Origin of the sequence: Campylobacter sp. RM9331 (assembly GCF_020137685.1) — a bacterium.
In the GTDB taxonomy this organism is placed as follows: domain Bacteria; phylum Campylobacterota; class Campylobacteria; order Campylobacterales; family Campylobacteraceae; genus Campylobacter_E.
Window position 1 is genome coordinate 18527 of sequence record NZ_JACGBA010000013.1, and the last position, 26368, is coordinate 44894.

Below are 26368 nucleotides of genomic sequence, written 5' to 3' on the forward strand. Positions count from 1 at the left end.
GTTTAAATACTAATATTATTTAAGCTAAACTTAGAAAGTCTTTATTGAGCTTTCTAATTTTTCCTTGAAAATTTACGCTAATTAAATTGCCTTCAATGGCAAGTATTTTTCCACTACCAAATAATTTATGATTTACTGCATTTTCTACTTTAAATTCATTAGTAGAATTATTTATAGTAGTATTGCTAGTATTTTTATACATAATTTCATTTACAAAAATACTTGGATTTGTATAATCATATTGTAAATAGAATTTATGTTTTGCCCTTGTCATCGCTACATAAGCTAATCTTCGCTCTTCTTCAATATCAAAAATACCCATAAAAGTGCAAGGCATTTTGCCACCATCACAATCAATTAAAAATACATATTCAAATTCTAATCCTTTACTAGCGTGAATGGTCATAAGATTAATTGCGTTATTATTTTCTTTTATTATTTGTTCTTGTAAGATGATTTTATTTAAAAAATTAGTAAGCTTAGCAATATCGGCATTAAAGCCGCATTCTCTTTTGATAATATCAAAAAATACCGAGCAGTTTTCAGCTCTTGATTTTGGATTATCAAATAAATTATGAACTTCAAGAGAAGCTAATTTATTTAAAAATAAAGCGAATTTATCTTGAGTTGTAGTATAAAGCTCTATAAATTCTTTAATTTCAATATTTTTAAAACTATCTAAATTATCTTTTAAACTTTCAAATAAAGATGGTTTTTTAGATAAATTCTCTAATTTTTCTAAGGCTTTTTCACCAAATTTTCTTTTAGGCATATTGATGATTTTTTTAAAGGCCAAGTTATCGTTAAAATCCACATAAAGTCTTAGATAATTTATGAGTAATTTAATTTCCGCTCTTTCGAAAAACGGAACAGAACCAATAACTTTATAAGGTATATTCTCACTAATTAATCTAGGCTCAATGAAATTTCCACTCATATTCATTCTATATAAAACACAGATTTCATTGTGCTTTACGCCTTTTTCTATAAGACTTTTAATCTCGTAAATTACTTCATAATAATTTTCTAATTTAGTAATATCTATATCAAATTCATTATTTGTAAATAGCTCTTTTCCATATCTTGTTTTATTGTTTGCTATTAAGCTATTTGCGTGATTTAATATGGTTTTTGTGCTTCTATAATTTTCTTCTAATTTAATGATTTTTGCGTCTTGAAAATCATCAGAAAATCCTAATATATTTTGTATTCTTGCGTGGCGAAATGAGTAAATACTTTGATCATCATCTCCAACTACAACGATATTTTGATGGGCTTTACATAATAATTTTAATAATTTTAATTGAGCTAAATTAGTATCTTGATACTCATCTACCATTATGTATGAATATTGATTGCTAATTTTTGTAGCTGTTGTTGGATTGTTTTTTAAAATATCGTGTGGCAGAATTATTAAATCATCAAAATCTATTAAATTATTGTATTCTAAAGCTTTTTCATAATCTAAATATATTTCGTGATTTTCATTTTCTAATTCAAATTCTAAGGTATTTTTAACCCTATCTATATAAGCCATAGCTTCGTTGGTTTTATTTCTTAAAAACTCTTTTTCATCTTTTAAGATTTCTTTATCTTTTTTATCCTTACTTAAAAAATTTATATCAGTTTTTCTAATTTTTTCTAAAACAAATTCTTTAATCATAGCCTTTTTATCATCAGTATCAATGAGTCTATAATTTTTCCTTCTTCTTCCATCTAATAATTCTATATATTCACTTAAAAACTCCATTCCAAAGCTATGAAATGTGCTTAAAATTGGTAAATTATTACTATAGCCTATTTCATTTAGCATTTTTATAGCTCTTTCTTTCATTGAAGCTGCAGCTTTATTTGTAAATGTAAGGCTTAAAATTGATTCAGGGCTAATTCCAACTTCACTTATTAAATAGACTAATCTGCTAATCATTGTTTGAGTTTTGCCAGTTCCAGCACCAGCTAAGATTAACAAACTTCCATCTACAAATGTAGCGGCTTGTTTTTGAGCAGGATTTAGTCTATCTAAATAATTCATTCGCAAAATTCCTTAACCATTTTAGCAATTTCATTAATTCCTAATTGCCAAAACTCATCACTATTTAAATCAAGTCCAAAAAGTCCTACCAATTCAGCCGGAGAGCGACTTCCACCACTTGCTAAAAATTCTGTATAAAGCTCTACGAAATTAGCGCATTTTCCACTCTTATAAAGCCCAAATAATGCTAAAACTAATAATTGTGCGTAAGAATACGCGTAGCAGTAAAACGGCGAATGGATAAAATGTGGGATATAGCTAAACCAATATTTGTATTTTTTGCGTAATTTTACGCTACTACCAAACATTTTTTGCCCTTCAGCTAGCCATAAGTCGCAAAACTCATCAACACTTAATTCGCCTTCGTGATTATGTAGAGCGATTTCGTAATTTGTAAAATTAATTTGTCTAAAAAATGTTGCGAATATATCTTCAATTTTACTTGCTAAAAGTGCTTTTTTATCTTTAGGGCTAAGTGTATCTTTAATAGCGTCATAAACTAGCATTTCAGCAAAAACACTAGCAGTTTCAGCTGTAGTTAACGGAGTATTTGCATTAAAATACCCTAGATTTTCTCCTGCTAGACTTTGATGGATTAAATGCCCTAATTCGTGTGCTAAAGTGAATAAATCTCTTCTATTATTTGTATGATTTAGCATTACAAATGGTTGAGGATTTATGCCATAGCTAAATGCTCCACTACGCTTATTTTTAGCTGGATATACATCAAGGGCTTTATTATCAAGTGCTTTTTGCATAAGTTCAGCAAATTTTGGGCTAAATTTATTAAAAGTATCTTTTACAACTTTACAAGATTTCTCAAAATCCCAATCATTGCTAATATCATCATAAAGTGGAGCGTATCTATCATAGTCTTTTAATTCTTTAAGACCTAGAATTTCACGCTTTTTATTGTAATAATTTTCTACTAAATGATAATTATTTTCGGCTGCTTTTATTAGGCTTTTTACACTTTCATCTTCAATTTGATTACTCAAATTCCTTGCTTGCATAGGATTTTCATAGCCCCTTAGCTCACATTCACTTAAGTGATTATTCTTAATCATATTAAAAATAAAGCATAGAGTTTTTATATTTTTTTTAAGTCCTTTTGTAAGTGCATCGGCTGCTCTTTTTCTTAAAGCTCTATCAGGGCTGTAAAGCTTGCTTAATAGTTCTTCTTCGCTGATTTTTTTTAAATCAAGTTTAAAGGTAATATTACTTAAGTATTCATCAAATAATCTTGAAAATGCTTCTTTACCATTTATATTCATTTTCATAAATACTTGCTCGTTGCTTTTGCTTAATTGATATTTTTTAGCTTTTAGCCAATTATTTAGCATATATGAATATTTTTTACAATTATTTGCAATTTCTTGTGCGTTTTCTAATTCGCAAAACTCAATTTCAAAAAATACCAATTTACTTTCAATATTAGTGCAAATTGTGCTTATTTCTTGTAAAAATGCTCCATTTGCACTATCTTTTGCAAAATGTAAATACGCATAAGCTCCGGCACGGCTTAACTCATTATAAATGCTTTCTAATTTTGAAATTATATTTTCAAATTCTTTTTCATTTTTTAAATTATTTTCGTATTTTAAAGCAAAATCGTTTGCTTGATTTTCTAAATCTTTTAAAATTTTATATAATTCTTCTTTATTTTTATAAATTATGCTTAAATCCCATTCCATTTTATACCCTACTTAAATCTATTTTAGTATCAGAACAAATTGCCGAAAATAGCACATCAGTAGAGCTATTTAAAGCTGTTTCAACACTATCTTGAATAACTCCAATTATAAAGCCAACCCCAACTACTTGCATAGCAATATCATCATTTATCCCAAATAATGAACACGCTAAAGGAACAAGTAAAAGTGAGCCACCAGCAACCCCACTAGCTCCACAAGCAGCAAATGCAGCTAAAAAGCTAAGTAGTATAGCGTTTGTAAAAGTAATATTAAGTCCTAATGTATGAACTGCAGCAAGTGCTAAAACAGAAATAGTAACAGCAGCTCCAGCCATATTAATTGTAGCACCTAGTGGAATTGATACTCCATATAATTCTTTATCAACATTAATTTTTGAACATAGTGCCATATTTACAGGAATATTTGCAGCTGAACTTCTTGTAAAAAACGCATAAATTGCAGAGTGTTTTATACAAACCCAAACTAATGGATAAGGATTTTTCTTAGTAACTACAAATACTATTAATGGATTGATTACAAATGTTACAAATAGCATAGTCCCAACTAATACTAATAGTAATAAAACATAATCAGCTAAAGTTTCTACACCAGTTTTAGCAACACTTGTGCTTACTAGACCAAAAATACCAATAGGAGCTAGACGAACTATGAAAGCAACAATTTTAATAGTGCCTTCATTAATATCTATAAATACTTTTTTTACTTCTTTTGAGCAAGTTTTAAGTGCAATTCCAGCAGCTATAGCCCAAGTTAAAATTCCAATATAATTTCCATTAGCTAATGCACTTACTGGATTTTCTATCATTTTAAATAATAAATCTTTAAATACCATAGCAACACTACTTGGCGGGGTTAAATCAATATTATTTGGTATTTCTAATATAAGTTTTGTAGGAAATAAAAAGCTAGCAACAACACCACAAACAGAAGCTAGGAAAGTGCCTATTAAATACAAAATTATTACTTGTTTTATTTTTTTAGTTCCATTTCCATATTCTCTAGTAGAGATTGCACTAAGAACTAAAATAAATACTAATATCGGAGCAATTGCTTTTAGAGCACCTATAAAAAAATCTCCTAATAAAGAAGTATAATCAGTAAAACTAGGAATACAAATTCCAACAAAAACACCTACAACAATACCAATCATAATTTTTATAATTAAATTAGTACTTTTATATCTTTTAATCATTGAACTTAAGACGCTCATAATATCTCCTTAAAAAGGCAAAAATATAGCAAATCTCTCTTACAAAACATTAACTATAAAGGCTAAAATTAGGCAAAATTTAATTATTAAAGGATAATAAATGTATTTATTTACAAGTGAAGTAGTAAGTGCAGGACACCCTGATAAATGTGCTGATATCATTGCTGATAGCATTGTTGATTTGCATATAAATTATGATAAAAACGCTCGCGTTGCTAGTGAGGTTTTTGTCGCTGGAAAGAATGTAATAATTGGTGGAGAGATTAAATCTAATTTAAAGGTTAGTGAAAGTGAATATGAAGAAGTAGTTAAAAACGCTTTAATTAAAATAGGTTATAAAGAAAATTCTCATTTTAGCAAGGCTGAATGCTTACACCCAAGTGATGTTAAAGTGCAAGTGTTATTAAACGAGCAAAGTAATGATATTAATCAAGGCGTTGATAAAAGTGATGGAGAAATGGGAGCGGGTGATCAAGGTATGATGTTTGGCTTTGCAAGTAGCGAAGCACCTGAATTTATGCCTGCTGCGATTTTTTATGCGAGAATGATTTGTAATAAAGTATATGAATATGCTCTAAATAATCCACATGAATTTGGAGTAGATATTAAAACTCAAGTTACAATTGACTATGAGAGCAAGGAAAATTATGAAAATTGTAAGCCTAAAAAAATCCATACAATAGTAGTTTCAGCTCCAAGCGTAAGTAGCCTAAGTCTTGATGAAGTTCGCTCAAAAATTATGAATTTAATTTGTAATTCGGGCTTACCAAAAGAGCTATTTAATAAAGATGATTGCATTATTTATATTAATCCAACAGGAAGATATGTAAATCACTCAAGCCTTCACGATAGTGGCTTAACGGGAAGAAAATTAATAGTGGATAGTTTTGGTGGATATAGCCCAATAGGTGGTGGGGCACAAAGCTCAAAAGATTACACAAAAGTTGATAGAAGTGGGCTTTATGCAGCTAGATATGTAGCAAAAAATATAGTTGCAAGTGGCTTAGCTAAAAAATGTATAGTGCAAATTAGCTATGCAATAGGAATTGCAAAACCAATTAGCGTAAATGTTGATTGTATGGGGACAAATGCAAGTGTTGATGATAATATTTTAAGTGCATTTGTTGAAAGAAATTTCGCATTAACTCCTAGATGGATTAAAGAAAAATTTAGATTAGATGAGCCTAGTAAAGCTGGATTTTCTTATGCTGATGTTGCAACTTATGGGCAAGTTGGAGTTGCAAGTTATCCTTGGGAGCAGCTTGATAGTGTTGAATTATTTAAGAGTTTATTAAAATGAAAATAGGAATTATTGGACTTGGAGCCGTTGGTTCGGCTGCAAGTTTTATGCTAAGTAGTCAAAATATAGCAAACGAGCTTTATTTATACGATATTAAAGATGGCTTAGCAAACGCAAGTAAGATTGATTTAGAAGATAGTCTTGAAAATACCAATTCAAATTCTAAAATTTTTGCTGTTAGCAAGGTAGAAGAATTAGTAAAATGTGATCTTATTGTTTTAGCATATACAACTTGCATTGAGCCTGATAGAACGCTTGAACTTAAGGCTAATTATGAACCTTTAAAAGAAATTATTAATGCCTTAAAGGGCTTTAATGGTATATATTTAATAGCTACAAATCCAAATGATAGCATTGTTTATTACGCTCAAAAATTAAGTGGCTTAGATACCTTTAAAGTAATTGGCACAGGCACAACGCTTGATAGTGCAAGGCTTAAGATTGAAATTGCTAATAAATTAGGAATTTCTTATAAAAATATAAATGCTTTTATGCTAGCAGAGCATGGAGATACGCAGTTTTTTTATAAGAGCAATGCCTTTGTGGGCGGTAAAAATATTAATGAGTTTAACCTTAATTTAGATGAGATTGAAAACAGAGTTCGCTTTAAGGGCGGAGAGATTTTTAAAGTAAAAGGTAAAACAGAATTTGGAATAGGAAGTGTAATTGCAAGAATTATTAAAGCTATTAAAGATGATGAGAATTTAATCACACCTATTAGTTTTACTCAAGATAATTTAGCTTATTCAAGATTGGTTGTAGTAGGTAAGGGTGGTATTAAAAAAGTTCTTGAATTAGACTTAAACAAAGATGAAAAAGAAAAACTTGAAATCTCAAAAAATTATATTTTAAAGACTATTAATTCTATTAAATAATTAGTGAAGAGTTAAATCTCTTCATTGTTTATATATACATTAAAACTTTTTGGCTTGCTAATCTTTTTAATAGCTTCTTGCATAATGAAATTATTTGTATTTTTTGTTATATATAAAGTTTTATTTTTATAAGAAAAATCACAAATTTCGTTTTCTTTAGCCTTATTTAAAGCATTACAAAATGCTAGAATAAAATTAAGCCAAGATATGGTATTTTCATCTGGCAATAATTTTTTTAATTTTAAATTCTCATAATTTATTTTTTTGCCGTGTTGTTCTATTATAGTTGCTATTAGTGCTTTATCTTCGTGTTTTATACAAAAATTTAGACCACTTAAAACACAATAAGCACTATGTTTATGGTTTGAATAATAGCTAAGTAATAAACCTGTTTCAATGAGTTTTGCTGCATATGTTAAGTGTTTTAGATATTTTTTATCAACATAATGAATTTCATTTAAAGTATTAAATAATCTTGTAACATTACTAACTAGTGAGCCTGATTTGTATTTAATTAGTCTATCTTCAAGACTTTTTAAGCTCGGATTAAAATTGGCTGGAAACCCTTTGTGGTGTTTAAATAAGTCTTTTAAAAATATTCCTTCTCTAACTCCAGCACCACTTGTAATTATTTGCTTAATTTTTAATTTTTTAATTATTTTATAAAAGACTAAAGCACCCATTTTAATGGTATCGTGTCTTTCTTTTTTAATTCCTAGCGAGCTAAGTTCTGAATTTTTGCAATTGATAATTTTTTCTATAAATTCACTTTCTTCATCTACTTGATAAGAAAAAGCATGAACCTGACTTAAAGGATAATTATTTTTTTCCATAATAGCATTGCTAATAGCTCTTAATGAGCCGCCTATTGTAATTAAGATAGAAGCTTTAAAATCATCAGGGATTTGCTCTAAATAATTATCTATATATTTTTCTAATTTATTAAATTTGTCTTTAAATAAGTCTTTTAATCTCACCGTTCCAAGGTCAAGCGAGAAAGTTTTAACTACTTTTGTATTTTCACACAAACACAATTCAGCACTACCACCACCAATATCTAAACAAATTGATTTTTCATCTAATTTAGGTAGTAAATTAATAGCTCCAAAACCACTTAAATATGCTTCTTCCATTCCACTTAAAGTTTTGATATTGAGTTTTAAATCTTTTTTTAATAGGTTAATTAAATCAGCTTTATTTTTTGCATCTCTTAGAGCTGATGTTCCTATGCAAAATATTTTATTACACTTAAAATTAAGCGCTTGAGTTTTAAAATATTTTATTATTTCGTAAGCTTTTTTGATTTGTTTTTCTACCAATACATTATCTTGTTCATAAGCCCCTTGTGCCAAACGAAATTTAACTTTTTGTTCGTTTAATATATAAAAACCATATCTTGAAGTTTTTTCATATATTGCCATTCTAATTCCGTTTGAACCTAAATCAATAATTGCAGTTTTTTTTGCCATATTTCTTCTCTTAATTTTTTTTGATTTTCATAGAAAAAATAGCCCTTGTTCCTTGCATATCTTTTCTATTTTCTAATGATACTTCAGCTTTTAGTGCGGTTGCAGCTGATTTTGATAAATAAAGTCCTAATCCAACGCCTTCTTTATCTCCAAATCTTTTAAATGGTGCAAAATAATCTTTATCTTCACTAATTCCACAACCCATATCATCTACATATAGATAAAAAGTCATATTATTGATGAAAGTTGTAATTGTTATTGTTGTATTTGGTTGAGAAAATTTAAATGCGTTTTGAATAAAATTTTGTAAAATTTGTGAGAATAAGGTTTTTTGTATTTTTATCTTTAATTCATTTGGGTTTAGATTAAGTTCTATTTTTTGTCCTGTTTTTGAGCCTAATAGGCTAAAATTTTTGCTTTCTTGTCTAATAAAATCAATTAAGTCTATTTCATTTGGCTCTTCAAATTGCGCACCTTCTAATCTGCCAATTTTAAGAATTTCATTTATGATTTTATTGATATTATCTATGCTATCATTAGAGTTTTTAATGGTTTGAATATAATATTCACTATCTCTTGATTTAATTAGCGTTACATCGTTTTTAGCTTTTATAACTGCTAAAGGAGTTTTTAATTCGTGAGCAATTCCTATAAATAGTTCTTTTTGAGACATATTATAGTTTTGAATTCTAGTAATTAAGTGATTAATACTACTTATGATTTCTTTAAACTCTAATGGATAGTTTTTATAATCTAATCTATTTGTAAAGTTATCATCAAACCTACTAACTTTAACGCTTAATTCTTTTAGGTGCATTGATAATATTCTTGATAAGAATAATGAATAAAAAATAATCAAACTAATAGCAATAATAATTATTAAAAATAAAGATATAAAAATAGTATCAAGAATTTTAATTGATTGACTTATATCTTTTTTTAATATTATATAATCCCCAAATTCATTGTAAGGATATGTTAAAATCAAGACTTTTTTATCGTTTTCATTGATTATTTGAAAGTTTGGTTTCATAGTTTTTTTATCTAAATGAATTATTTTATAGTCTTTAAAAATAATAAAGTTTGAACTATTATTCACTTCAATAATACTAATAGCATTTTTGATTAAATTATCAAATTCATTTTGCATTATATTAATTTTTAGAATTTGATACGACAGAACTGAAAAAATAACAACTAGCACCGTAATAGTAGATGCTAGTTGCAAGAAAAATTTATTTCTTATGCTTTTTTGGGAAAGCAAAATCTATAGCCTCTTCTTCTTATTGTTTCAATAGTTGAGATACCTAAAGGCTTATCCATTTTTTGCCTAATTTGATTGATTGCAACTTCAATTACATTAGGAGTTACAAGTTCAGGTTCTTCCCAAATTGCATCTAATAATTGTTCTTTTGATACTATTTGATCAGAGTGTCTTGCAAGATGGGTTAATACTTCAAAAGGTTTACCTTTTAATTCAATTTCTTTACCTTTATAAGTAATTTTTTCTTCATCTGGGTCTATTTCTAAATTATCAATTTTAATTGTATTTGACCCACCAAATCTAAGTCTTGCTTCAATTCTAGCTAATAATACATTAAAATCAAAAGGTTTTTTAATGTAATCATCAGCACCTGCTTTTAAAGCGCTTATTTCACTTTCTTTATCATCTTTTGCAGATAAAATTATGATTGAAGTTCTTGAAGATTTATGTTTTACAACATGTATTAAGTCAGTGCCATCACCATCAGGAAGCATCCAATCTGTCAATACTAAATCGTAGTTTCTAATACCGATATAATATTCAGCATCTTTACAATTTTCGCACGCATCTATTTGATAGCCATATTCAGTTAAACCTTCGGCTAGTGTCTTGTTTAAAGATATTTCATCTTCCACTACTAAAATACGCATTTTTTTTCCTTAAAGTAAAATTAAGGTTATGCTAACACAATTTAAGCAAATATTCAAGTTTTTTTAAAGTTATTTTAATATTTTTTTTTGTATTTAGCACTAAGTTTTGTGTTTTTCATAATCTCTAATTTAATAATCTCAATTTTTATTTTTTTTAGTTGTGGAAATTTGATTTTTATTTTTTTTGCTAGTTTTTTATTAGCTTTTTCTAAGGTAAAGAATTTTTTTGATTTTAAATATTTTTTTGATAATTTAGTTACTTTAGCATAGTCTAAAAAACTATCAGCTTTTGCATTTATTTTTAGGCTTATTGTTTGCTTTTCTAATCTTTCAAATTCCAATAAGCCTATTATGCATTTAAATTTTGTTTTTATTTTTATATGACTTTGCATTCGTCTTTAAAAATCAATCTAATAATATTTGGTATATGTTTATAGAACACAAAAAATAATATTAAATATATTGGTGCGTGAGAATTAATACTAATATTAGGGTATAAAAATTCTGCACTAATTACTCCAATACTAAATCCTATTAATGATGCTAAGCTAGATATTTTAAATACTTTTCCGATTATTAACCAAAAAATAAGACCTATAATTACAGAATAAGGAACTAATAGTATTAAAGCTCCAGCCCCACTAGCCACGCCTTTACCGCCATTAAAGCTTAAAAATATGCTATAGCAATGTCCTATAACACTAAGAACTGCCATAGCCCAAATTGTTGCTTCACTTATATCTAAAAACATAGCAATACAAATTGGAAGCATAGCTTTTAAAAAATCACTTAACATAGTAGCTATTGCTAATTTTTTAGCCAATTTTGGATTAACTTGTTTTACAACTCTTAATACATTTGTAGCTCCTATGCTTTTTGAACCTTGAGATTTAATATCAACATTCGCAAATTTTTTAGCATATATTAATCCAAAAGGAATTGAGCCTATTAAATAGGCTATCAGCATACAAATTAAATTATTATTTGTAAACAAGTCAATTATAAATGTAATAAAATTCATATCTTAATCTCTTTTATATAGGCTTAATTGATTTTTAAGCTCTACTAAAGTTTCTTCTACTCTTCTGCTTGCAAATTCTTGGATTTTTTTAGCATCTTCTTGGTCTGGTAAAATCTCTAAACAATATCTGTAAGCATTTTGATATACAATTAAAACAACTAATTTAAATTTTAAATTAAACTCAACTGCTTCATTTGAATGAGGCATATGTAAACAAATATAAGATGATAAAATATCACCTCTTTTAAATCCTACATCTTCATTAGAAACAACACCAATTCCACCTTCTGAAATATCAAATAACTTTCCATTAGCAACCCTTCCATCTTCATGAGTTAGTGCTATTTTAGTAAATTCATTAGGATGCACTCTAGGATATGCTCTTTTTAATGCGTGCATATATGGTTGGCTTTCAAAATTATTTAAAGTTACCGTGCAATTTACAATATTAACAGATAAAATATTTGCTTTAATATTTTTTTGCAAATATTGATTTTGAACTATATAAGCACAATCTTCTTCTTTCATAGCTAAAATTTGCATTAAATCAACTTTTACAACTATACTCGCATCTTCAACTTGTAAAATTTCTCCGTAAGTTCTAACAGGAACACCATTATAAAGATTTAAAAATTCTAATTTTTCTCCTACAGAATACATTTTTTTAAATGTATCTATAAAATTCTCGTGTATAAAAAATCCACCAGAACTACTTGCTGAAAATACATTAATTGAACTTTGTGCAGTCGTAGAATCGTGACAAATTGTGCAAAAAATTGAACCGTATCTTTCCAATGCAAAGGCAAGATTAACAACTAATTTGTTGTTTAATCCATTATTCATAATATGCTTAGAAAAATCTATATAAGTTTTTAATAAAAATTCAAAAAAGCAAGCTCTATCAAAGTCTTTTGTCTTGGCTAATTCCTTACCTCTTTCTATACTAAAATCTTTTGTTAGTAACATAGAAAATAATTCTTCGTAAGCATCTTCACAATTTTTTGATAAAATTTTGCCTTCGCTTCTATAATAAGCTTGTATGTTATTAATAAATTTGTGTGTATATTTTTCAAAATAATTAATACTAGAATTAACTAGTTCGTCTCTTCCTTCAAAACTCATGTTTTTGTTTCCTTTTAAACTAAAAATAGCATTAGTGTAGCAAAAAAAATAAATTTTTAAATAAAAATTAATGATTTTTTGATAGTATTCGCTTTTTACAACTCATTTAAGCTTATTTAAATCTTTAAATTTAATATTTAAAGTGCTTGATGGGACTTACTAAATTACAAAGGATGAATTATGTATGCTATTTTTAAACATAGCGGTAAGCAGTACAAAGTAAGTGTTGGCGACGAATTAAAGTTAGATCGCTTTGAAGCAGAGAAAAAGTCTATCGTAGAAGTTACAGATGTTTTAGCTGTTAACGATAAAGAATTAAAAATCGGTACCCCTTTTGTTAGTGGAGCGAAAGTTGTTCTTGAAGTTATCAACGAAGGAAAAGATAAAAAAGTTGTAATTTTTAAGAAAAGAAGAAGAAAAGACTCTAAATTAAAAAGAGGTTTTAGAAGACAATTTACTCGCGTAGTAGTAAAAGAAATTAAAGCGTAAGGAGAAATACAATGGCACACAAGAAAGGTCAAGGTTCAACTCAAAATAATAGAGATTCTATAGGTAGACGTTTAGGTGTTAAAAAATTTGGTGGAGAATTTGTAAGAGCTGGAAATATTATTATTCGCCAAAGAGGAACAGCAACTCACGCAGGAGCAAATGTTGGTATGGGAAGAGATCATACTATTTTTGCTTTAGTTGATGGTTTTGTTAAATTTGAAAGAAAAGACAAAAACCGCAAAAAAGTTTCTGTATATCCTGCAGTATAATTTAAATTAAAAGGAGCTTAGGTAATGTTTGTTGATAGTATAAAAATTAGGCTGAGCTCTGGTAACGGCGGAGCGGGTGCTAGCTCATTTCGCCGTGAAAAACATGTACCACTAGGCGGTCCTGATGGCGGCGATGGCGGTCGTGGTGGCGATGTAGTGGTTATTTGTGATAATAATCTTCATACTTTAGCGCATTTTAAAGGCAAAACACATTTAAAAGCTAGTAATGGTGATTGTGGATTACCTAGAAATAAAAGTGGTAAAAAAGGCGAGAATTTAGAAATAAAGGTTCCAATAGGTACTCAAATTATTGATATTAATACCAATGAAATCTTACATGACTTTACGAGTTTAGAAGAGCAAATAGTCTTATTAAATGGTGGTTTAGGTGGCCTTGGAAATAGACATTTTAAAAGTTCTGTTAATCAAAGACCTACATACGCTCAACCTGGCAAAAAAGGAGAAAGTCTAGAAGTAAGACTTGAATTAAAATTAATTGCTGATGTTGGATTAGTTGGATATCCTAATGTTGGAAAATCTACTTTAATTAGTATAGTAAGTAATGCTAAGCCAGAAATTGCTGATTATGAATTTACAACTCTTACTCCAAAATTAGGTGTTGTAGATATTAATGATTACTCGTTTGTAATGGCTGATATACCAGGAATTATAGAAGGTGCTAGCGAAGGAAAAGGTTTAGGATATGAGTTCTTAAAACACATATCAAGGTCAAAATGCTTATTATTTATGCTAGATAGTTTTAAAGAAATGAGTATTAAAGAACAATTTATTAATTTATACAAAGAACTTGAAGCTTATGGCTTGAATGATTTTAAATTTGCAGTTGCAATCACAAGATGTGATGTGGCTAAAGAGAATTTAATTCAAGAATTAGAACTTTTAAATGAGTATTTAAAAAGATATGATAATTTAGTTTTTGTTACAAAAATATCTTCAGTTACTAATGATGGTATTAAAGAGTTAAAATTATCTTTATCAAAAATGTTATTTGAATAACATATCTTAATTTTTAGGTATATCATGAAAAAAAATATAGTATTTATGGGCACGCCCGAATTTTCGGCATTTATTTTAGAAGAGCTTAGTAAATTTCATAATGTAAGTCTAGTTTTAACCCAAACAGATAAAGAAGTTGGAAGAAAAAAAATATTAACTCCAAGTCCGGTAAAAGAGATTGCGTTAAAACTAAACTTAGAATTAGCACAACCAAAAAGCTTAAGAAATAATGAAGAGATTAGAAATTTAATTAGCAATAAAAAACCAGATTTTATAATAGTTGCAGCTTATGGAAAAATACTGCCAAAAGAGATTTTAGACATAGCACCTTGTATTAATACTCACGCTAGTTTACTTCCTTATTATAGAGGAGCTTCACCTATACAAAGTGCTATTTTAAATGGTGATATTGTAAGTGGAGTTACACTTATGAATATGGATATAGGTCTTGATACTGGAGATATTTTATATCAACAAGAATTAAATATTAAGGATTTAAATTCTCCACAAGTATTTGACAAAATGTCTAAATTATCAGCAAAAATGCTTTTGGAATTTTTAGAAAATCCAAATTATTTTCAACCTATTAAACAAGATGATTCAAAGGCAACTCATACAAAAATTATCAAAAAACAAGATGGTTTAATTGAGCTAAATAATGCTAAAGAAATATATCAAAAATATTTAGCATTTTATGATTGGCCTAATATATTTTTAGAAAATGGTTTAAAGTTAAATGAACTTGAATTGAATGAATGTGAAAGTGATAATAAAGAAGGGCTTATAAAAGAAATAGGTAAAAATTATTTAATTTTAACTTGTAAAAAAGGCAGCTTAAAAGTTTATAAATTGCAAGATGCAGGTAAAAAGTCTTTAGATGCTAATGTATATGTAAATGGTAAAAGGTTAAAACAAGGAGATAGCATTGTATAATCTAGCTTTTTGTAATTGTATAAGTTCAACTCAAGTTGAGCTTATAAATGCTATTAGAAATGGTTTTAAAGAACACGCATTTGCATTGGCTACGCTTAAACAAACTAACGGAATTGGCTCTTGTAATAGAAATTGGATTAGCGATAATACTGATTCACTTGGCAATATAAATTCTAAGATTCATAATCAGTATTTTAAAGATATAGATTTTATATTTTTTGATGAATATAATAAATTTAATTTAGATATAAAAAATAATTTATATTTATCTTTTTTTAATGATAATTTACCAGATGATTTACCTATTCAATCAGCTAGTATATATTATTCTATGATAATGAAAATAGTCTTAAAAGAATTTGGTTCAAAAGTTTTTATCAAATGGCCTAATGATTTTTATTTAGATAATAAAAAAATTGGAGGGCTAATTACTGCAAAAATAAAAAATAAATTAGTTTGTGGTATTGGTATAAACATAACTACAGCACCAGTAGATGCTAATATTTTAGATATAGATATTTCATATTCAACATTACTTAAAACTTTTTTTGATAGAATAAATCTTAATATTTCTTGGAAAGAAATTTTTGATTATTATAAGAGTGATTTTGAATTAAGTAGATCGTTTTATTTTAAAAATGATGATAATACTTATTCATTAAATGATGTAAAATTATATGAAGATGGTTCTATTTTAGTAGATAACAAAAGGATATATAGTTTAAGATGAGTGAAATTATAACAATAGCTAATCAAAAGGGTGGGGTAGGTAAAACAACAACGGCAGTGAATTTAGCAGCTTCTCTTGCGGTAGCTGAAAAAAGTGTTTTACTAATAGATATGGATCCACAAGGTAATGCTACCACAGGATACGGATTTAAAAGAAGTGATTTTGAATTTAATATATATCATGTATTAAGTGGTAAAAAAACATTAGATGAGATTATTTTAAAGACAAGTTTGAATAAACTAGACCTTGCTCCATCAAATATTGTTCTTACTAATTTTGAGCAAGAATTAGGAACAGGTGTAAATAATAAACAAATTTTAAGAAAAGCTTTAAAAGATGTTGTAAATAGATATGATTATATAATAATAGATTCGCCACCTGCATTAGGAAATATCACAATTAATGCACTTGCAGCAAGCACTGATGTAATAATCCCGATTCAATGTGAATATTTAGCATTAGAAGGTTTGGCACATATTTTAAGGACGATTCATAATATAAGAGAAGCAATAAATCCGAAGTTAAGAATAAGGGGAATTTTACCTACTATGTATAGCCCACAGAATAATCTTTCAAAGGATACGGTTGCCGAACTTAAAAAGCATTTAAGTGGCAAGTTATTTAGAAAAGATGGAGAGATAGTAATAATTCCAAGAAATGTAAAACTAGCAGAAAGTCCAAGTTTTGGAAAACCTATAATATTGTATGATATAAAATCTCCAGGTTGTGTTGCTTATCAAAGCTTAGCACATTCTTTAATAGGATAGAAAATGGCAAAAAAATCTTTAGGTTCAGATTTTAGTAGTATTTTAGATGATATATCTTTAGCTTATGATGATGAGTTAAGTGGAGTTTTTAGAAGTGATTTAGATACTATAAGAGATATTAGTATAGATGATATAACTCCAAATCCATATCAGCCAAGAAAAAGTTTTAATGAAGATAGTATAAATGAACTTGCTAATTCCATTAAAAATCACGGATTATTACAACCAATTGTTGTAATAGATGCTGATGAGCTTTGTGAAAAGGCAATGGAAAATGGAGAAAATTTAGAAAAAGTAACTAAATATTTTTTAATTGCTGGCGAGAGAAGATTAAGGGCTATTAAAGCTTTAGGTGAAACAAAAATTAAAGCAATTATTGCAAATATAGATTCAAGTAAAACAAGAGAATTAGCTTTACTTGAAAATATTCAAAGAGAAGATTTAAATCCTATTGAACTTGCTTTAGCTTATAAAGAGTTAATGAGAGTTAGAAAAATTACTCAAGAAGAATTAGCGCATAGTATTCAAAAAAGTAGAGCAAATATAGCAAATACTTTAAGATTACTTACTCTTAGTGAAGATACTCAAAAATTAATTATTGATGGCAAATTAAGTGCAGGTCATGCTAAAGTAATAGCAGGTCAAAAAGAAGATGAAAAGATTTTAGTAAATACAATTATTGGTCAAAAATTAAATGTTAGAGATTGTGAAAAACTAGCAAATAAACTCAAGGGTAAAAATACAAATAACATAATTGATGATAGTTTGTTAAAAAAATTAAAAGAATTTAAAATAGATTTTAAAATACAAAATGGCAAACTTATATTTAATTTAAATCAAGAAAATACTAAAAATTTTGTTGAAAATGCTATAAAAAACTTATAATTTAAATATTATTTGATTTTTTTATGTTAATATAAAGTTTTATCAAAATAAGGAGAATGTATGTTTGATGACTTAGATCTTAAAATGATGTTATTAACAGCTATGTTGTTTTTAATATTGCTTTGGATTTTAGATTACATCTTATACAAACCATTGCTAACCTTTATGAAAAATAGAGATGATGGTATAAAAGAAGATGAAGCTAGAATTCAGCAAAATAACACAGACGCTAGTAATAATGAAACATTAATTGCTAAGATTTATGCTGATGCAAGAGCTAAAGCTCAAGCCATCAAAAGCGAGCAAGTTGCCGTAGCAAAAGAGCAAGCAAGCAAAGCTATAGCAGAAAAAAAGGCTAGTCTTGATTTAGACTATCAGAAATTTTTAACTGAACTTGAAGCAAAAAAAATTCAGTTTAAAAATGAGTTGAAAGCTGATTTGTTTCAGTGTGAAAATGCTTTAAGAGCAAGTATAGAAAAAATTTAAGGTTGCTTTATGAACAGATTAATATGGATTTTATTACCTACTTATTTGTTAGCTAGTGATACAGATATTTTCTATAGAACTATAAATTTTGTAATTTTTGCTGTTATGATGTATTTATTACTTGCTAAAACAATTAAAAAGATATATTGTGATAGAATTGATAATATTAAAAATAGATTAGTATCAATAGAAAAAAGCTTAGATGAGGCTAAAAAAAATAAAGAAGAAGCAATTAAAAAAATAGAGATAGCTAATAACGAGGCTGATAAGCTAATAGAATTAGCTAAAGAACAAGCTATAAAATTAAATGAAAATATTTTAAAAGATGCTAATAATGAGATAGAAAATATGAAAAAATCTTATGAAGAGCAAAAAATATTTGAAGAGAAAAAGGCTAAAGAAGAAGTTGTCAATGAACTTATAGAAGAGCTTTTAAATACCAATGTTAATTTAAAACAATCTGATTTATTAGATATTGTTTCAAGGAAAGTTAGCTAATGGAAAAGTATGTAAATATAATAATGCAAAGAAAAGATAGGGAAGAATTTATATCTTGTTTTGAGATTTTAAAAGAAGCCTTTAAAGATAAAAAAACATTAGTGATAATAAATGCAGTTGGCATTAGCTTAGATAAAAAGATAGAGTTTTTAGTGAGTTTATCTAATACAAATAAAAAAGAAATTATTAATTTTTTAAAGGTATTAGGAGTAAATAATAAACTTGATAAAGTTCCAGTTGTTTATGATGGATTAGTTAAAAAATTAGCTTTAGAAAATAATATTTATTATGCTGATATTTATTCTAAAGAAAAAATTAGTGATAATGATATATTAAAGCACGAAAAAGAATTATCAAATTATTTTAAAAAAGAAATAAAACTAAAAAATATAATTCATGATAAAAATGAAATAAAGATTTATATTGAAGACTTAGGATATGAAATAATAGTATCAGAAACTTCATTAAAAGATAAAATCAAACAGCATATAATGAAAGCAATTTAAGAGGAGTAACAGTGAGTTTTAACGCAAATGAAATTAGCTCAATTATTAAAGAAAGAATTGAGAATTTTAATTTAAATTTAGAAATTGAAGAAACTGGTAAAGTTATTTCAATAGCTGATGGTGTTGCTAATGTTTTTGGATTAAAAAATGTTATGGCAGGAGAAATGGTTGAATTTGAAAATGGCGAAAAAGGTATGGCATTAAACCTTGAAGAAAATAGTGTTGGTGTTGTAGTTTTAGGAAGTTTTTCAAATATTAAAGAAGGTAGCTCTGTTAAAAGATTAAAACAATTATTAAAAGTTCCAGTTGGCGAAGAATTAATTGGTCGTGTTGTTAATGCTTTAGGAGAGCCAATCGACGCAAAAGGTGTTATAAATACTACAAAAACTGCATTCGTTGAAGAAAAAGCTAAAGGTATTATGGCTAGAAAAAGCGTTCATGAACCATTACAAACAGGTATTAAAGCAATTGATGCCCTTGTTCCAATTGGTCGCGGTCAAAGAGAGTTGATTATTGGAGATAGACAAACAGGTAAAACAACCGTAGCAGTAGATACTATAATTAATCAAAAAGGTCAAAATGTTGTATGTATTTATGTAGCTATTGGACAAAAACAAAGCACTGTTGCGCAAGTTGTTAAAAAACTTGAAGAACATGGAGCTATGGAATATACTATAGTAGTAAGTGCAACTGCGAGTGATTCAGCGGCTCTTCAATACCTTGCTCCTTATACAGGCGTTACAATGGGTGAGTATTTTAGAGACAATAGCAAACATGCTTTAATAGTATATGATGATTTAAGTAAGCACGCAGTAGCTTATCGTGAAATGAGCTTGATTTTACGCCGTCCTCCAGGTCGTGAAGCTTATCCAGGCGATGTATTCTATCTACATTCAAGATTATTAGAAAGAGCTTCAAAATTAAGCGATGCTTTAGGTGCAGGTTCGTTAACAGCTTTACCTATTATTGAAACTCAAGCAGGAGATGTTTCAGCATATATTCCAACTAATGTTATTTCAATTACAGATGGACAAATATTCTTAGAAACAGATTTATTTAACTCTGGTATTCGTCCTGCTATTAACGTAGGTTTATCAGTATCTAGGGTAGGTGGTTCTGCTCAAATTAAAGCTACAAAACAAGTATCAGGAACATTAAGATTAGACCTTGCGCAATATCGTGAATTACAAGCATTTGCACAATTTGCAAGTGATTTAGATGAGAGTTCAAGAAAACAATTAGAGCGTGGTCAAAGAATGGTTGAAGTATTAAAACAACCTCCATATAGCCCATTAGCTATTGAAAAGCAAATAGTTCTAATTTATGCAGGTACTAGAGGATTTTTAGATGATATTGCTGTAGATAAGATTACTAAATTTGAAAATGATTTATATGCTTATATTGAAACAAAGTCTCCTGAGATTTTTGAGCAAATTAGAGTTAAAAAAGCTTTAGATAGTGATTTAGAAGATAAAATTAAAAATTTATTAAATGAGTTTAAAGCAACACAAGCGTAGGTTTTGTAATGGCGAATTTAAAAGAGATAAAAAGAAAAATAAAGAGCGTTCATAATACTCAAAAGACTACTAATGCTATGAAATTAGTTTCTACTGCTAAATTAAAAAAAGCAGAAGAGCTTGCTAAGAAGTCTAAAGTATATGCAAGTAAATTGCAAGAGGTTATGCAAGAAATTTCATTTAAGCTAAATCAATTTGATATGGCTAAAGATAGTAGATTTTTTGGTAAGCATGAGATTAAGATTGTGGATGTTGTATTTATTACTTCGGACAAAGGTTTGTGCGGTGGTTTTAATATAAAAACTTTAAAAGAAGTTAGTAAAATTATTAAAGAAAATAAAGAAAAAGGTATTAAAACTAGATTAAGAGCTATAGGAAAAGTTGGTATTGAGTTTTTTAATTTTCAAAAAATTGAAATACTAGATAAATATACAGGCGTTAGTTCTTCACCTGATTATGAAAAAGCTAGAGAAATTATTAATTTAGCTATTAGTGATTATGAAAAAGCATTAACTGATAAGATAATATTAGTTCATAATGGCTATAAAAATATGATTTCTCAAGAATTATCAGTGTGTAATTTATTACCTGTAGATTCAAGTAATTCTGAAATTACTAATTCAAATTCTTTATTAGAAATTGAACCTGAAGAAAAGGAAGTTTTAGAAGAATTACTAAAAAGATATATAGAATATAGTATGTTTTATTCATTGATAGATAGTTTAGCAGCTGAACATAGTGCTAGAATGCAAGCAATGGATAACGCAACTAATAATGCTAAAGCAAGGGTTAAAGAACTTAATTTAGCTTATAATAAAGCAAGACAAGAAAGCATAACTACTGAATTAATTGAAATTATCAGTGGTGTTGAATCAATGAAAGAATAGGAGAATATATGCAAGGATTTATATCTCAGGTATTAGGACCTGTTGTAGATGTTGAATTTAGCGATTATTTACCACAAATCAATGAAGCTATTGAAGTAAATTATGAGGTTGAAGGTAAGCAAATTCGTTTAATATTAGAAGTAGCAGCACATTTAGGTGATGGCCGTGTGAGAACTATTGCTATGGATATGACTGATGGTTTAGTAAGAGGAACTAAAGCTGTTAGCTTAGGTGCTCCAATTAGTGTTCCTGTTGGGGAAAAAGTTTTAGGAAGAATTTTCAATGTGGTTGGAGATTTAATTGATGAAGGTGCTCCAGAAAATTATGAAACAAAATGGGCTATTCATAGAGAACCACCTAAATTTGAAGACCAAAGCACAAAAAGTGAAATATTTGAAACTGGTATTAAAGTAGTTGATTTACTTGCTCCTTATGCAAAAGGTGGTAAAGTAGGATTATTTGGTGGTGCTGGTGTTGGTAAAACAGTTATTATTATGGAATTAATTCACAATGTTGCGTTTAAACATAGTGGTTATTCAGTATTTGCTGGTGTTGGTGAGAGAACTCGTGAAGGAAATGACCTTTATAATGAAATGAAAGAAAGCAATGTTTTAGATAAAGTTGCTTTATGCTATGGTCAAATGAATGAACCACCAGGGGCAAGAAATCGTATCGCTTTAACAGGTCTTACAATGGCTGAATATTTTAGAGATGAAATGGGACTTGATGTTTTAATGTTTATTGATAATATCTTTAGATTTTCTCAATCAGGTTCAGAAATGTCAGCTTTACTTGGTCGTATTCCTTCAGCTGTTGGTTATCAGCCAACTTTAGCAAGTGAAATGGGTAAATTCCAAGAAAGAATTACATCAACTAAAAAAGGTTCAATTACTTCAGTTCAAGCTGTTTATGTTCCTGCTGATGACTTAACAGACCCAGCGCCTGCAACTGTTTTTGCCCACCTAGATGCTACAACGGTTTTAAATAGAAGTATTGCTGAAAAAGGAATTTATCCTGCGGTTGATCCACTTGATTCAACTTCAAGAATGCTTGACCCACAAATTATTGGTGAAGAGCATTATAAAGTAGCTCGTGGAGTTCAAAGTGTGCTTCAAAAATATAAAGATTTACAAGATATCATAGCTATTTTAGGTATGGATGAACTTAGCGAAGAAGATAAATTAGTTGTTGAAAGAGCTAGAAAAATTGAGAAATTCCTATCACAACCATTCTTCGTAGCTGAAGTTTTCACAGGTAGTCCTGGAAAATATATAAGTCTTGAAGAAACCATAGCTGGATTTAAAGGTATATTAGAAGGTAAATATGATGACTTACCTGAAAACGCATTTTATATGGTAGGAAATATTGAAGAGGCTATTAAGAAAGCAGAAAAATTAAAGGCTTAATATGGATAAATTAACTTTAGAAATAGTTACTCCACACGGAGAAATCTTTAATTCAGAAGTTAAATCAGTGTTAGTGCCAGGAAGTGAAGGTGAGTTTGGTGTTTTGCCAAACCACGCTTCTGTAATTTCTTTGCTTCAAGCTGGTGTAATTAGTGTGGAAAATTATGATGGTTCAAAGGAGCTTATAGCTATTGATTCAGGCCATGTAAAAGTTGATGAAAATAGTGTTGTTATTTTAGCTCAAGGTGCTGTTTATCTAGGTGGTAATGATAATTCAATAAGCAAAAAAAAGTTAGAAGAAGCTAAAGAATTATTAAAATCAGCAGGTGCAAATTCAGCAACCCTTGCCGCAACTTTAGGAAGACTGGATTCTAAATGAATTTGATTTCGGATTTTGACTTAGCTACTTTATTAGCAGTTGGGATTTTAGGTTTTTATTCTATTATTGCTTTAGCGATTTTTTTATATCGCTTAAGCAATATTTCTAAATTTTATCAAGAAGAATTAAGAACTTTAGATAGGTTATTAAAAAATCAAGATTTGTCTTTTGAGGCTTATTTTAAACCTTGTGAAGGTTCTATGAAAAAATTAGAGATTTATTATAATGAGGCTTCTAAAAATCTTAGCGAAGGCCTTACTTGGCTTAGTATTATTGCTACTACTTCGCCTTTTATAGGATTGTTTGGAACCGTTGTTTCAATATACTTTACTTTAATATCTTTAAATGGAAATGGTGATATTACTCAAATCGCTTCTCCAATTGGTCATGCTTTAATAGCTACTGCTAGTGGGATTATTTCTGCTATTTTAGCTTATACATTTCATTTAATTGTGAAACGAAAAGTATTTGAATGTTTAAATATTTTAGAGAGTCAAATAAAGATTATTAGCGATGAAAAATGATTTTTTACACGAAGACCCAGAGTTAAACATAACTCCTTTAGTTGATGTTATGTTAGTGTTATTGGTAATTTTAATGCTAGTAATTCCTAATTTAAAATATGATGAAAATATTAATTTACCAAATGGCTCAAAATCAAGTGTTAGCAAAGCAAAAAAAGATGATATTTTTGTAAGTATTACAAAAGATGAAGTAGTTTTAAATAAGAAAAAATATCCTTATATTGCTTTTTTTGATAATTTTAGTTTAATTAAAAATCAATTTGATAAAGATAAAATAGTTTATATATCTGGAGATAAAGATATAAGTTACGATAAGCTAATGCAAGTATTATCAACTTTTTCAAAAGCAGGATTTGTAAAAATTTCACTTCAAACAAAATGAGTAAATCAAAAGCTTTTTTATTATCTTGTTTAATATATGTGCTTACTATATTAATATTTATTTTGCTAATAAATATTTTTGCTAAAAATGAAGAAGTTATTAAATATGGCAATAGTGAAGTGGATATATTGTTCGTAGAAGATAATGTTGAAACTCCAGCCGAGGTTAAACAAGACTATACTAAAGAAGTAGCAAAAAAAATAAATAAAAGTCCAGAAAATACAAGCAATGATAATGCTACAAAAGATAATCAAAATAAAGTAATTGAACAAAATGAAAAAGTAGAACAACAAACTGATAGTAAAGATAGTGATAGTGATTTAAGTAGTTTGTTTGGGGATTTAAAAGTTAGCAAAAGTGAAAGAAAAAATCCAAAAAAGGAAACTAAGCAAGAAGAAAATAAATTAAATCAATCACAATTAGATGCTTTAAAAAAAATACAATCACAATTAGCTAATACAACAATTAAGTCAAATAATAATTCAGAGACTACACAAACATCTGCTAAGGTTTCTGGAATTTATGATGAATATTTTGGTAGAGTGAATGCGTATTTGAAAAATGTTTGGAGTTTAGTAACTGCTAATAGTTCAGATATTAATGATAAGGAAATTTTTGAAGTAGCTTTTACAATATCAAAAAATGGTATAATAAAAATCAAAGATAATGGTTTTAATGAAAGCTCTGCTTTAAGACAAAAGGCAAGAATTTTTATACAAACTATTAATCAACAAAACAAAAATTTAGGAATTCCACCAAATCAACAAGATTATAGTGGTAGTTTAAGGCTTTCGGTTATATTAAGTATCAAGGAGATAAAATGAAAAAGATATTTTTATTATGTTTTAGTTTAGTATGCTTAACTGCTGATATTATTATGGATGTGGTTAGCGAGCAAGAGGTGTTGCCTAAGATTAGAATAACTACAAGTAGTTTGGTTAATTTTGATTTTGATAAGGTAATTAAAAATGATGTTTTAGTAAGTTCTAAATTTGAAATTACTAATGAAAATAATGCAAATTATGAATTAAATTATAATTTAAATCCTGTAGGAAATAATTATGAGTTAAGCATAACTCTTAAGGGTATGAATAATGAAATTAAGTATAACAATACTTTTACTTATCCAAAAAGTGCTTATGTGTTTTTATCTCACAAAGCAATTTCACAAATGTTTAAGGACTTAAAATTAGCAGATTTAGACTGGATGAATAAAAAGATTTTAATTACTAGAAAAATAGCTGCTAAGCAAAGTCAAATTCTTATTGCAGATTACACTTTAAATTATCAAAAAATTATTATGCAAGGTGGGTTAAATTTATTTGCAAAATGGGCAAATAGCAATCAAAATGAATTTTATTATACAGATTATAATAAAGATATTTTGAGTATATATAAATATAATTTATTGAATAATCAAAAAACTTTAATTACTCAAGGTTCTGGTATGTTAGCACTTAGTGATATTAGCAAAGATGGAACTAAAGCATTAATTACTAAAACAACAGAAGATCAACCAGAAATATTTTTATTAGATTTAAATACTAAAAATACAAAAAGACTTACTATGTATAAAGGAATAGATGTTAGTGCAAGATTTGTAGGTAGTGATAGTTTTGCTTTTGTTAGCGATAGAAGTTCTTATCCTAATTTATATTTACAAGGTCTTGATAAAACTAATGCAACTCAATTAGTTTATCATGGTAAAAACAATTCTGCCTTTAGTGTTTATAATAATTATATAGTTTATTCAAGTCGTGAAAAATCAGGAGATTTTAACTTATATGTTATGGCAACTGATTCGCAATATGTAAGACAATTGACATTAAATGGTAGAAATATTTTCCCTAATTTTAGTAGCGATGGTAAGACAATTATGTTTATAAAATTATTAGGAATGCAAAGTTCTTTAGGAATTTTAAGACTTGATGAGAATAAAGTGTATCATTTCCCACTAAAAGTTGGTAAAATTTCAACTTTGGATTGGTAATTAAATAAATTTTTAGTTTTGGAAATTATAATTTCAATTACTTTT

The 26368-nt window shown here is 27.8% G+C and carries 29 protein-coding genes; 20 read left to right on the plus strand and 9 right to left on the minus strand.

The annotated features are described in order from the left end of the window. Positions 1-19: 19 nt before the first annotated feature. The 3 genes from AVBRAN9331_RS06105 to sstT are packed head-to-tail and all read right to left on the minus strand — an operon-like array spanning position 20 to position 4957. Entirely contained in the window at positions 20-2032 is a 2013-nt protein-coding gene (locus AVBRAN9331_RS06105) for an ATP-dependent helicase (RefSeq protein WP_336612631.1), read from the minus strand. Beyond that, a complete protein-coding gene (locus tag AVBRAN9331_RS06110; RefSeq protein ID WP_267523930.1) occupies positions 2029-3726 on the minus strand; it encodes a M3 family oligoendopeptidase in 1698 nt (565 codons plus the stop codon). The genes AVBRAN9331_RS06105 and AVBRAN9331_RS06110 overlap by 4 nt, the downstream gene beginning before the upstream one ends. A 1-nt stretch (position 3727) precedes the next feature. After that, complete coding sequence (gene sstT / locus AVBRAN9331_RS06115) at positions 3728-4957, minus strand: serine/threonine transporter SstT (RefSeq protein ID WP_214117392.1); 1230 nt, start codon at positions 4955-4957, stop codon at positions 3728-3730. Between the two features lie 100 nt (positions 4958-5057). On the opposite strand from sstT, the gene metK reads away from it, so the two are divergent. Continuing rightward, on the plus strand, positions 5058-6257 hold the full coding sequence (gene metK, locus AVBRAN9331_RS06120; protein ID WP_214117391.1) for a methionine adenosyltransferase: 1200 nt from the start codon (positions 5058-5060) through the stop codon (positions 6255-6257). Beyond that, positions 6254-7132, plus strand: a complete 879-nt coding sequence (locus AVBRAN9331_RS06125; protein ID WP_336608403.1) for a lactate/malate family dehydrogenase — start codon at positions 6254-6256, stop codon at positions 7130-7132. The genes metK and AVBRAN9331_RS06125 overlap by 4 nt, the downstream gene beginning before the upstream one ends. Before the next feature lie 11 nt (positions 7133-7143). Here AVBRAN9331_RS06125 and AVBRAN9331_RS06130 read toward each other — a convergent pair whose 3' ends face one another. The 6 genes from AVBRAN9331_RS06130 to AVBRAN9331_RS06155 form a co-directional block, all read right to left on the minus strand. Next, the gene (locus AVBRAN9331_RS06130) at positions 7144-8601 is read right to left on the minus strand and encodes a Ppx/GppA phosphatase family protein (RefSeq protein ID WP_214149695.1); all 1458 of its coding nucleotides are present in this window, start codon (positions 8599-8601) and stop codon (positions 7144-7146) included. 10 nt (positions 8602-8611) lie between these two features. Further along, a complete protein-coding gene (locus AVBRAN9331_RS06135) occupies positions 8612-9829 on the minus strand; it encodes a sensor histidine kinase (protein ID WP_336609498.1) in 1218 nt (405 codons plus the stop codon). 14 nt (positions 9830-9843) lie between these two features. Then, complete coding sequence (hsrA, locus tag AVBRAN9331_RS06140) at positions 9844-10515, minus strand: response regulator transcription factor (protein ID WP_214117387.1); 672 nt, start codon at positions 10513-10515, stop codon at positions 9844-9846. Between the two features lie 74 nt (positions 10516-10589). After that, positions 10590-10907, minus strand: coding sequence for a dihydroneopterin aldolase (locus tag AVBRAN9331_RS06145; RefSeq protein ID WP_214117386.1), 318 nt, complete (start codon positions 10905-10907; stop codon positions 10590-10592). Next, positions 10892-11536 (minus strand): glycerol-3-phosphate 1-O-acyltransferase PlsY, encoded by a 645-nt coding sequence (gene plsY, locus AVBRAN9331_RS06150; protein ID WP_214120244.1) that lies wholly within the window; start codon positions 11534-11536, stop codon positions 10892-10894. Before plsY ends, AVBRAN9331_RS06145 begins: the two co-directional genes overlap by 16 nt. Positions 11537-11539: 3 nt before the next feature. Then, on the minus strand, positions 11540-12658 hold the full coding sequence (locus AVBRAN9331_RS06155) for a PilZ domain-containing protein (RefSeq protein WP_214120243.1): 1119 nt from the start codon (positions 12656-12658) through the stop codon (positions 11540-11542). 180 nt (positions 12659-12838) lie between these two features. Here AVBRAN9331_RS06155 and rplU point away from each other — a divergent pair, with 180 nt between their 5' ends. Genes rplU through AVBRAN9331_RS06245 form a run of 18 tightly spaced genes read left to right on the plus strand, consistent with a single transcriptional unit; the run spans position 12839 to position 26323 of the window. Then, positions 12839-13147 (plus strand): 50S ribosomal protein L21, encoded by a 309-nt coding sequence (gene rplU, locus AVBRAN9331_RS06160; protein WP_214117383.1) that lies wholly within the window; start codon positions 12839-12841, stop codon positions 13145-13147. Between the two features lie 11 nt (positions 13148-13158). After that, positions 13159-13416: a 50S ribosomal protein L27 gene (gene rpmA, locus AVBRAN9331_RS06165; protein ID WP_214117382.1), complete on the plus strand. Its 258-nt coding sequence runs from the start codon at positions 13159-13161 to the stop codon at positions 13414-13416. A 24-nt stretch (positions 13417-13440) separates the two neighbouring features. Continuing rightward, a complete protein-coding gene (obgE, locus tag AVBRAN9331_RS06170) occupies positions 13441-14433 on the plus strand; it encodes a GTPase ObgE (RefSeq protein WP_336612632.1) in 993 nt (330 codons plus the stop codon). Between the two features lie 24 nt (positions 14434-14457). Beyond that, entirely contained in the window at positions 14458-15366 is a 909-nt protein-coding gene (fmt, locus tag AVBRAN9331_RS06175; protein WP_214117380.1) for a methionyl-tRNA formyltransferase, read from the plus strand. Next, positions 15359-16096 (plus strand): biotin--[acetyl-CoA-carboxylase] ligase, encoded by a 738-nt coding sequence (locus AVBRAN9331_RS06180; RefSeq protein ID WP_214117379.1) that lies wholly within the window; start codon positions 15359-15361, stop codon positions 16094-16096. The genes fmt and AVBRAN9331_RS06180 overlap by 8 nt, the downstream gene beginning before the upstream one ends. Next, positions 16093-16863 carry a ParA family protein gene (locus tag AVBRAN9331_RS06185; protein ID WP_214117378.1) on the plus strand — a complete coding sequence of 257 codons (771 nt, stop codon included), beginning with the start codon at positions 16093-16095 and terminating at the stop codon, positions 16861-16863. The genes AVBRAN9331_RS06180 and AVBRAN9331_RS06185 overlap by 4 nt, the downstream gene beginning before the upstream one ends. A 3-nt stretch (positions 16864-16866) precedes the next feature. Further along, on the plus strand, positions 16867-17748 hold the full coding sequence (locus tag AVBRAN9331_RS06190; protein WP_214117377.1) for a ParB/RepB/Spo0J family partition protein: 882 nt from the start codon (positions 16867-16869) through the stop codon (positions 17746-17748). 60 nt (positions 17749-17808) lie between these two features. After that, positions 17809-18234, plus strand: a complete 426-nt coding sequence (locus AVBRAN9331_RS06195) for a F0F1 ATP synthase subunit B family protein (protein ID WP_214117376.1) — start codon at positions 17809-17811, stop codon at positions 18232-18234. A gap of 9 nt (positions 18235-18243) precedes the next feature. Beyond that, a complete protein-coding gene (locus AVBRAN9331_RS06200; RefSeq protein WP_214117375.1) occupies positions 18244-18732 on the plus strand; it encodes a F0F1 ATP synthase subunit B family protein in 489 nt (162 codons plus the stop codon). After that, entirely contained in the window at positions 18732-19238 is a 507-nt protein-coding gene (locus tag AVBRAN9331_RS06205; protein ID WP_214117374.1) for a F0F1 ATP synthase subunit delta, read from the plus strand. Before AVBRAN9331_RS06200 ends, AVBRAN9331_RS06205 begins: the two co-directional genes overlap by 1 nt. Positions 19239-19249: 11 nt before the next feature. Continuing rightward, complete coding sequence (gene atpA / locus AVBRAN9331_RS06210) at positions 19250-20755, plus strand: F0F1 ATP synthase subunit alpha (RefSeq protein WP_336612633.1); 1506 nt, start codon at positions 19250-19252, stop codon at positions 20753-20755. An 8-nt stretch (positions 20756-20763) separates the two neighbouring features. Further along, positions 20764-21642, plus strand: coding sequence for an ATP synthase F1 subunit gamma (gene atpG / locus AVBRAN9331_RS06215; protein WP_214117372.1), 879 nt, complete (start codon positions 20764-20766; stop codon positions 21640-21642). An 8-nt stretch (positions 21643-21650) separates the two neighbouring features. Continuing rightward, on the plus strand, positions 21651-23048 hold the full coding sequence (gene atpD, locus AVBRAN9331_RS06220) for a F0F1 ATP synthase subunit beta (RefSeq protein WP_214117371.1): 1398 nt from the start codon (positions 21651-21653) through the stop codon (positions 23046-23048). A 1-nt stretch (position 23049) separates the two neighbouring features. Continuing rightward, positions 23050-23427 carry an ATP synthase F1 subunit epsilon gene (gene atpC, locus AVBRAN9331_RS06225; protein ID WP_214117370.1) on the plus strand — a complete coding sequence of 126 codons (378 nt, stop codon included), beginning with the start codon at positions 23050-23052 and terminating at the stop codon, positions 23425-23427. Then, the gene (locus tag AVBRAN9331_RS06230; RefSeq protein WP_214117369.1) at positions 23424-23951 is read left to right on the plus strand and encodes a MotA/TolQ/ExbB proton channel family protein; all 528 of its coding nucleotides are present in this window, start codon (positions 23424-23426) and stop codon (positions 23949-23951) included. Before atpC ends, AVBRAN9331_RS06230 begins: the two co-directional genes overlap by 4 nt. Then, positions 23941-24333 carry a biopolymer transporter ExbD gene (locus AVBRAN9331_RS06235; RefSeq protein WP_214117368.1) on the plus strand — a complete coding sequence of 131 codons (393 nt, stop codon included), beginning with the start codon at positions 23941-23943 and terminating at the stop codon, positions 24331-24333. The genes AVBRAN9331_RS06230 and AVBRAN9331_RS06235 overlap by 11 nt, the downstream gene beginning before the upstream one ends. Then, a complete protein-coding gene (locus AVBRAN9331_RS06240) occupies positions 24330-25157 on the plus strand; it encodes a hypothetical protein (RefSeq protein WP_214117367.1) in 828 nt (275 codons plus the stop codon). The genes AVBRAN9331_RS06235 and AVBRAN9331_RS06240 overlap by 4 nt, the downstream gene beginning before the upstream one ends. Continuing rightward, a complete protein-coding gene (locus AVBRAN9331_RS06245) occupies positions 25154-26323 on the plus strand; it encodes a PD40 domain-containing protein (RefSeq protein ID WP_214117366.1) in 1170 nt (389 codons plus the stop codon). Before AVBRAN9331_RS06240 ends, AVBRAN9331_RS06245 begins: the two co-directional genes overlap by 4 nt. Positions 26324-26368: the final 45 nt, after the last annotated feature.